The following is a 7,920-nucleotide window of genomic DNA, read 5'->3' as shown; positions in this document are numbered from 1 at the left end:
AGACGAGGTCAGGAGCAAGTCCTGCCTTAAGCAGCGATCGGCATCCCCCAGAAACACATTTTTGTGAGTACACGAGCAAGAATAATGATTCTTGCCGAGTGCGGGCACAACATACAAGCAGCGGCGCAAGCCGCGTCGGCGGTACCTGCGATATCTCTGACACAACGCGTCTGCAGTCGATGCGTTTGCCGATCACAGCCAGATCGCATCCCACAGCGGATAATCACCGACCTTCTCGACCAGGCCAGCGCGAACGGGGTTCATGATGATGTAGCGGGCTGCCGCTCGCAGGTCGTCTTCGCGGCGCATCGCTCTGTCGTAGTAGCCTTTCTGCCAAAGCCGGCCGCAAGTCGCATTGCGGCGATTGATGGCCAGGCTGCTGCGCGCCTTCATGCGACAGATGACCGTGGCCAGGTCGCCCTTGCGCAGTTGAAACAACCAATGCATATGATCAGGCATTACTACCCACGCCAGGGATTCAACATCCCCCGACTCATGCATGGCCCGCAACTGAGCTACCAACAACCGAGCACTTCGCCAACAGGCGAACACCGATTCCCGGTCTGCCGTCACACAGGTGATCGAATACACCTGACCCACTTCGCTCGCGCGTCCCTTGCGCAACCCACAGGCTCTCCTGCACGCCGACATTCCCTGGCCTCCGAAAAAGCCATCAAGGTAGGAAACCGGTGAACCGTGAGCAAGCCAGCAATCGTTGCCGAATCGGACGAAGGCTTCAGAACCCCGAGCCCGCACGATCCAGGCAGGCGTCGACTTCCGCATCGGTCGGATGGCGCAGAATATGCAACGATTGCGCAGACCAGCTCACCAGACCCAGCTCGACGAACTCGCCAAGCCAGCCTTCCATGGGCCATTGCTGCCAGCGTTGATGGAAGCGCTGCGCATTGGCCACGATCGCGGAGAAATGGTTGAGTGGCGGACGCCAGGTGGGATGGTATTGGTGGAAAGCCTGTGCCGCCGCCGTTCTCAACTCCACACCCTGCCGACGCGCACTGAAAGCGAAATCGGTGTCTTCAGCACCGTAGCCCAGATAACCCTCGTCGAAGCCACCGACGCGCTCGAACACCGCGCGCGTACAGGCAAAATTCAGCGACCAGAACAGATGATGGGGCAGCAGCGATCCTGGTTCGCCCCGGTATTGGCTCAACGGGTGGGCCGCCCCATCGCGGGCCAGCGTGGCATGGGTCCAGCCCTCCATCTGCGCGGTGCTGGGCAGATAGCGCACCTCACCCAGATGCAAGGATTCAGGCATCTCGCGTAACGCAACCGCGTAATCGGAAAGCAGGCTTTCGCCAGGAATGCAGTCCACGTCGAGAAACACCCACTGCTCGCCTTCGCACTGGCGCACTGCATTGCGCGCTTTGGCCAACGGCAAGCCATGGGAAGCATCGTCGACCACCAGGCAGTGAATCGGAAAACACTCACTGTGCAGATCGCGCGCAGGCTGGTTCATGAACACCACCCAGAACGCCTCCGGCATCAGACTGCCCCGCTCCAGTCCGCGGATGACATTGTCCAGCTGCCGCTCGCGGCCATGCACCAGCGTGATCACATTCAACATTTCAGAACCCACTGACTTTGCTCAATGCCGGAAGCCGCGCCGGCTCGCCATAACCACTGCCAACCGGTGTACCGCGCCTCACACGCACCGAACCACTCCAGGCGATACGCCGACCACTGGATTCTATCTGGCGAACCAGCTGCACCTCATCCTGCCCCGCCTTGAGCCCACCGGCCTCAGTGTAGGCTGCGGCACTGATGCCCAGGTTCGCACCATGAACACTGGGCCGCGGTTCGTCAAAGGCAATGGACCGTCGGCGACGCTGGCCGGCCACTGATTTCAGCATGTCCGGTTCGAGGTCCACGCGACCACAGACCGCATCCACCCGATATGCCAACTGAGCCGCCAGCCAGTCATCGGGAACGCGAGCGTCGGCCTCGGTCCAGGCCAGCCAACGCGCTCCAGCCTGGACCAGATGAGCAGCGCCCGCTGCCCGGGCAGTGAGTTTGCTGCCAGCGCCGATATCGATCAACCGCACCGGGTAGCGCTGGGCAATGTCCCGCGACCGATCGCTGCAGTTATCCAGCACCACAACGATACGGACCAGCTCGGTGCACAAGGTGCCATGCTCGGCGGCCAGCATGACCGATTGCAGGCATCGGTCCAGGCTGGCCTGCTCGTTGTGCACGGGTATGATGACGCCGATCATGCTGAACCTCTTGAGACCATGAAATCGCCAGGACCCTGCAAGTCGTTGACCAGCAATCGACTCGAAGATGGCCCAGAGGTTTCACGGCGTCGATCAAATGAGCCGATTCATTCCAGGCCGATCTTGAGCAATTCCCCGTCGTCGTCATCGGTCAGCACGTACAGGTAGCCGTCGGGGCCCTGACGCACGTCGCGGATACGCTCGCCGCGCTCGCCCAGCAGACGCTCTTCGTGCACCACCTTGTCGTCTTCGAACTGCAGACGGATGAGGTCTTCGGACGCCAGCCCACCGATGAACAGGTTGTGGTTCCAGCGCTTGAACTTGTCGTTGTCATAGAACGCCATGCCGCTGATGGCCGGCGACTTCTCCCAGACATGGTAGGGATCGGTGATGCCCGGACCGGTTTTCCCTTTCGCTTCAGGAATCGGCTCGCCGGAATAGTTGATGCCGTGGGTGTAGAGCGGCCAGCCGTAATTGGCCCCCTTCTCGATGATGTTCAGCTCATCGCCACCCTTGGCGCCGTGCTCATGGGTCCACAGGGTGCCTGTCCACGGGTTCAAGGCTGCGCCCTGCTGGTTGCGGTGGCCGAACGACCAGATTTCCGGGCGCACGTTTTTCTGCCCCACGAATGGGTTGTCCTTGGGCACCTTGCCGTCGGGGAAGATACGCACAACCTTGCCCTGCAGCTTGTCCAGATCCTGGGAAGTCGAGCGCTGGTTGTTTTCGCCCAGAGCGATGAACAGGTAGCCGTCGCGGTCGAACACCAGCCGCGAACCGAAATGGTTGCCAACCGACAGCTTGGGCTCCTGACGGAAGATCGTGGTGAAGTTTTCCAGGTGAGTCAGGTCCTCGGACAACCGGCCGCGACCTACCGCCGTGCCGCCCTTGCCGTCCTCACCCTGCTCGGCATACGACAGGTAGACCATGCGGTCAGCCTTGAAGTCGGGCGACAGCACCACGTCGAGCAGCCCGCCCTGGTTCTTCGCCCAGACCTGCGGCACGCCGCTGATGGGCGACGAAATCTTGCCTTCGGCGCTGACCACGCGCAGATCACCTGGTTTTTCGGTCACCAGCATGCCTTTGTTGTCCGGCAAGAACGCCAGAGCCCACGGGTATTTGAGGCCTTCGGCAACGGTGGTGACCGTGACCTGGCCCAGTTCGCTCTGATAGGTTTTCACCGTGGCGGCCGAAGCGGCCATTCCATACAGGGCAAGGCCGGCGAAGGCTGAGGCGAACAGGGTTTTCTGCAACATAGGGCTTATCCTTCAGCGGAAAAAAAGAGGAATCACCGCGTGCCAGGGGCAGTGCGCGGTTGCTGGGTGCCGTTGGCCGGCCGGCGCAGGTTATCGCCGTTGCCGATGCCACGGTTTTCCAGCGTCGGCGGCCGCGGGTTATCGGTGCGCGGTGTCGGCTGGCGCAGCTGCGGATTGGGCGCGGTGGTGCCCTGCCGACTGTTGGGGTTGATCCGTCGGATCGGGCTGTTATAGGGGTTGGAGGTGTCGTTTGCAGCCAGGCTGATGGGCTGGCGTAGCGGCGCGTGTGCAGCGGCCACGTCGGCCAATGCCGAATGGGACAGCATCGCGCCAAGAAGCACGGTCGCCAATAGGGACAACTTCATGAAGGGCGTGTCCTCGATCACGGTGGGTTCAGGCCTTTGAGGCCGAATCGTCCTCGGCGTTCGCCGCGGCATGGCGTGACGACACCCCCGAGGTGATTCACCATGTTTCCGAACGGCCCGCGGGCTCAGTCCTGAGTCAAGCCGAGCCGCTCGTGCCATTGAGCCAAAGATTCGTCAGGATACTGCTGGAATTGCCGGTCATTCTTGCCGGCTTCCACCTCAACCCACCCTGCCTTTGAGTCCAACAGCAGGTGAGTGTGCTCCGGTGGCACGGGCAGCTCGCTGTCGATGGCGCTGGCGAAAGGATGCACCAGCTCCGGCCAGGCCGGATCGAACAGCCACAAGGCGCTGCCGCACAGATGACAGAAATGCCGTTCGGCGGTGCTGGCGTGGGTGCCAGTGCCGTCTTCGTCGGGCATCCGGGCGTGGTAGACGGTGATGTGGCTGCGGCCCTGCACATTGAGGCTCGCGGCCTCGCCCCCCAGGTTGATCGCGTAGCCACCACCGCCCTGGGTCTTGCGGCAGATCGAACAGTAGCAACGCTGATAAGGATAAGGGTGGGCGCTGTGCAGGCTGAAGGTGACGGCACCGCAGTGACAGGATCCGTGCAATTGCATGGCTGAACTCCGTATCGAATGACCATGAAGGGTCGGCTGGACCCCGTTCAGCGTAGACCCTGCACGGTCGCTTCAGTTTCGCAGGTAGCGCCCGCTGGCAGCGACGAACAGCAGCAGCACGATCAGCACGCCCAGCGCGATCGACAGGCTGCTGCCGTGGGCGACGAAGCCGATGAACGCCGGCCCTACCAGAATCCCCGCATACCCCAGCGAGGTCATGGCCGGGATGGCCGCGCTCTGCGGCATGGTGGTCTGCCGGCCGACAGCGGTGAACAGCACCGGGACGATGTTGGAGCAACCGGCGCCGATCAGCGCATAACCCAGCAACGCGGCAGGCCAGGCCGGGATGGCAAGCGACAGGGCCAGTCCGGCAGCGGCGCACAGCCCACCGAACAAGGTGACCCGCGCTCCACCGAAGCGAGCGACGATCCTGTCGCCGGTCAGACGGCCGATGGTCATGGCAGTGGCGAACGCCGCATAGCCAAGTCCGGCATAGGCCGGTTGCATGTCCCGCTCGGAAACCAGGAACACCGCACTCCAGTCGAGCATCGCGCCCTCGGTGAGAAAGACGATGAAGCACAGCGCACCGAGAAAAAGCACGATACCGCGCGGCATGGCGAACAACGGGCCGTCGCTTTCGTTGCCATAGGGCAGCAGGTGGGGTGCGGCCTTGAATACCGCCAGCAGGGTCACTACCACCACACAGGCCACTGCCAGCAGCGGCGTCAGGCCCAGCGCGAGCAGTGCGGTCATGCCGCCCGCCCCGAGTATGCCGCCAACGCTGAACAGGCCATGGAAGCCCGACATCATCGGTCGGCCACTGGCCTTCTCGACCAGCACCGCCTGGATATTCATGGCGCAGTCGATGGCCCCCATGCCTGCGCCGAACAGCAACACCGCACCGATCAGCAGCGGCAGGGTCCCGGCCGTGGCCAGCAGGGGCAACATCAGGCAGATCAGCACGCCGGCACCGACGATGACACGTCGGCAACCCCAGCGTGCGCACAGATAACCGGACAACGGCATGGCCAGAATCGAACCGGCGCCCAAACCCAGCAACAGCAACCCCAGGCTGCCATCGCTGAGTTCGGCCCGCGCCTTGGCCAAGGGCACCAGCGGGGCCCAGGCGGCCATGGCGAAGCCGGCGATGAAGAAAGCGATACGGGTGGAAAACTGCTCTCGCCGCCCGGCTGCGGCGGTGGCGTAGGTGCTGCTCGACGACATGATCAAAGCCTTGGATAAGAAACGTATGAACGGTAGCAGACCCGCCCTGAACAAAGGGCGGATGCCCCAAACGCAAGATGAACAATCCCGACAAATGCCGCCAATCGGCGAACTTGCCTGGCAAAATTCAATCAGTGACTGGTGTACCGACCAATAGAGCGACCCGCATTGTGTTCAGTTCCCCCGCCAGATTCACCCTCTTCCTGCTGTCTGTGCTGCTGAGTTTCAGCCTGCAGGCCGCCGAAGCACCCGCAGCCGATGCACCCACCGAAGACCCCGCGCCGCTGGTGCAGGGAGGTCTGCTGGGCGCCCTGAGCAACGGCATCGACGATGTGCAGAAAAAGCTCGACCTGGACGAGCACGTGCTCGACACCTGGCGCTTGCGCACCGACCGCGCCGCCAGCGAGGTCGACACGCTGATCAATCGGCATTCACGCTCGGCGCTGGACCTGGCGACCGATTTCATCCTGCTGTCGATGTGCTGGATGGCCACGTTTCTGGCCGTGCATTTCCTCGGGCGCTTCATCGTCGCGCGCAGCGCACGCCGCCGATTCGTCCGGGAACGCCCCCGGCTGCACAACCTGCTGGGCTATATCCTGCCCTTTACCCTTGCGGCCATCGTCGCACTGCCGGTGACGCTGTACGCCAGTCATTCCCTGGACATGTCCATCGCCCGCGCCATCGGCATGTCGCTGGCCTACGCTACCAGCAGCGGCATTTTCTCAACGTCGGTAATCATGTGCGTGATCACCCTGTTCGACAGCGGACACAAGCGCGCTGCCGTCGGCGCCTTGCGACGCTATGCGCCACGGCCGCTGTTCATGATCGGCTTTCTTGCCGCCCTCAGCGATGCACTGACCAGCCCGCAGATCGCCCGGCAACTGGGGACCAATTTCACTGCCAGCCTGGCGGTGGTCGCCGGCCTGTTCGCCACCCTCTCGTTCGCTGTACTGGTGGTGCGCATGCGCCGGCCTGTGGCCCACCTGATCCGCAACCGGCCACTGCCGCAGCGTCTCCAGCATCGCGCGGTACAGGAATCGCTGCGGCTGTTCTCATCCCTGTGGTACCTGCCTATCCTGCTGATGATCCTGGTGTCGGCGGTGCATCTGATCGGTGCGGGGGAGGAAAGCCAGAAAGCCTTGCAGAATGCGCTGCTGACCACGGTCCTGCTGATCGCCACGGTGTTTCTCAGCACGGTCATGCAGCACCTGTTCAAGCCCCCCGCTACGGCCACGCCGCGCCTGCGTCCCTATAAAGAGCTGCTGCGCAGCCTGGGGCACGCGGTGGCACGCATCGCCATGGCCATCGCCTTCATCGAGCTGCTGGGGCGCATCTGGGGCGTGTCGATGCTAGAGTTCGCCGCGCGCAACAGCATGGGCCGCGCCATCAGTGATTCGCTGAGCAGCATCGGCTTGATCCTGCTGGTCACCTGGCTGCTGTGGGTGGTCCTGGACACCGCCATCCAGGAGGCGCTGAAGCCCTCGGTGGGCAAGCGCGCCACGCGTCAGCCGAGCACGCGGGTGTTGACCATCCTGCCGATGCTGCGCAACGCGATCAAAATCATCCTGCTGGTGATCTGCACCATCACCACCATGGCCAACCTGGGCATCAACGTCGCGCCGCTGCTGGCCGGTGCCGGGGTGGTCGGCCTGGCCATCGGCTTCGGCTCGCAACAGTTGGTGCAGGACGTCATCACCGGGTTGTTCATTCTCATCGAAGACACCATCGCCATCGGCGACTGGGTGGTGCTCGATTCCGGGCATGCGGGCACCGTGGAGAGCCTGACCATCCGCACCCTGCGCCTGCGCGACGGCAAGGGCTTCGTGCATTCGGTGCCGTTCGGCCAGATCAAGGCAGTGACCAACCAGTCCCGGCAGTTCGCCTATGCGTTCTTTTCGGTGCAGTTCACCTACGACAGCGACATCGATACGGCCCTGGACCTGATCAAGCAGGCGGGCCAATCGATCGTCGACGACGTGATGCTCAAGCACAACCTGCAGGGGCCGCTGCAGGTGTTCGGGGTGGACAAGATGGACCTCAACGGCATCGTGCTCACTGCGCAGTTCCGCACGGTGTCCGGCGGGCAGTACGGTGTCGGGCGGGCGTTCAACGAGCGGCTGAAGAAGCTCGTCGACCAGCACGACAACGTGCGTTTCGCCCAGTACTACCCTGCCCTGGGCCTGCCCGCACCCGCCGCCGTCTGAAACGCAAGACGCCGACGCTCACAGGG

Annotated in this window: 8 protein-coding genes; 1 reads left to right on the top strand and 7 read right to left on the bottom strand. The window is 63.2% G+C overall.

Features of this window, described 5'->3' with window-relative positions; translation table 11 throughout:
- Positions 1-192: 192 nt before the first annotated feature.
- The 7 genes from QMX89_RS17525 to QMX89_RS17495 form a co-directional block, all read right to left on the bottom strand.
- Positions 193-651, bottom strand: coding sequence for a transposase (locus tag QMX89_RS17525; RefSeq protein WP_282349189.1), 459 nt, complete (start codon positions 649-651; stop codon positions 193-195).
- Between the two features lie 85 nt (positions 652-736).
- On the bottom strand, positions 737-1,582 hold the full coding sequence (locus tag QMX89_RS17520; protein ID WP_282349188.1) for a galactosyltransferase-related protein: 846 nt from the start codon (positions 1,580-1,582) through the stop codon (positions 737-739).
- 1 nt (position 1,583) lies between these two features.
- Positions 1,584-2,231, bottom strand: coding sequence for a glycosyltransferase family 2 protein (locus QMX89_RS17515; RefSeq protein WP_282349187.1), 648 nt, complete (start codon positions 2,229-2,231; stop codon positions 1,584-1,586).
- 107 nt (positions 2,232-2,338) lie between these two features.
- Positions 2,339-3,484, bottom strand: coding sequence for a PQQ-dependent sugar dehydrogenase (locus QMX89_RS17510; protein WP_056842720.1), 1,146 nt, complete (start codon positions 3,482-3,484; stop codon positions 2,339-2,341).
- A 32-nt stretch (positions 3,485-3,516) separates the two neighbouring features.
- Positions 3,517-3,810: a hypothetical protein gene (locus QMX89_RS17505; RefSeq protein ID WP_122742409.1), complete on the bottom strand. Its 294-nt coding sequence runs from the start codon at positions 3,808-3,810 to the stop codon at positions 3,517-3,519.
- A 164-nt stretch (positions 3,811-3,974) separates the two neighbouring features.
- Positions 3,975-4,466, bottom strand: coding sequence for a GFA family protein (locus tag QMX89_RS17500; protein WP_049859578.1), 492 nt, complete (start codon positions 4,464-4,466; stop codon positions 3,975-3,977).
- A gap of 72 nt (positions 4,467-4,538) precedes the next feature.
- Positions 4,539-5,690: an MFS transporter gene (locus tag QMX89_RS17495; RefSeq protein ID WP_282349186.1), complete on the bottom strand. Its 1,152-nt coding sequence runs from the start codon at positions 5,688-5,690 to the stop codon at positions 4,539-4,541.
- A 170-nt stretch (positions 5,691-5,860) separates the two neighbouring features.
- Here QMX89_RS17495 and QMX89_RS17490 point away from each other — a divergent pair, with 170 nt between their 5' ends.
- On the top strand, positions 5,861-7,894 hold the full coding sequence (locus QMX89_RS17490) for a mechanosensitive ion channel domain-containing protein (protein WP_282349185.1): 2,034 nt from the start codon (positions 5,861-5,863) through the stop codon (positions 7,892-7,894).
- Positions 7,895-7,920 lie beyond the last annotated feature (26 nt).

The organism is Pseudomonas sp. PS01301, from assembly GCF_029960215.1.
GTDB classification, from domain to species: Bacteria; Pseudomonadota; Gammaproteobacteria; order Pseudomonadales; family Pseudomonadaceae; genus Aquipseudomonas; species Aquipseudomonas coleopterorum.
The sequence above is the reverse complement of the archived record's forward strand: the minus strand, read 5'-3'. Positions and strand labels throughout refer to the sequence as shown.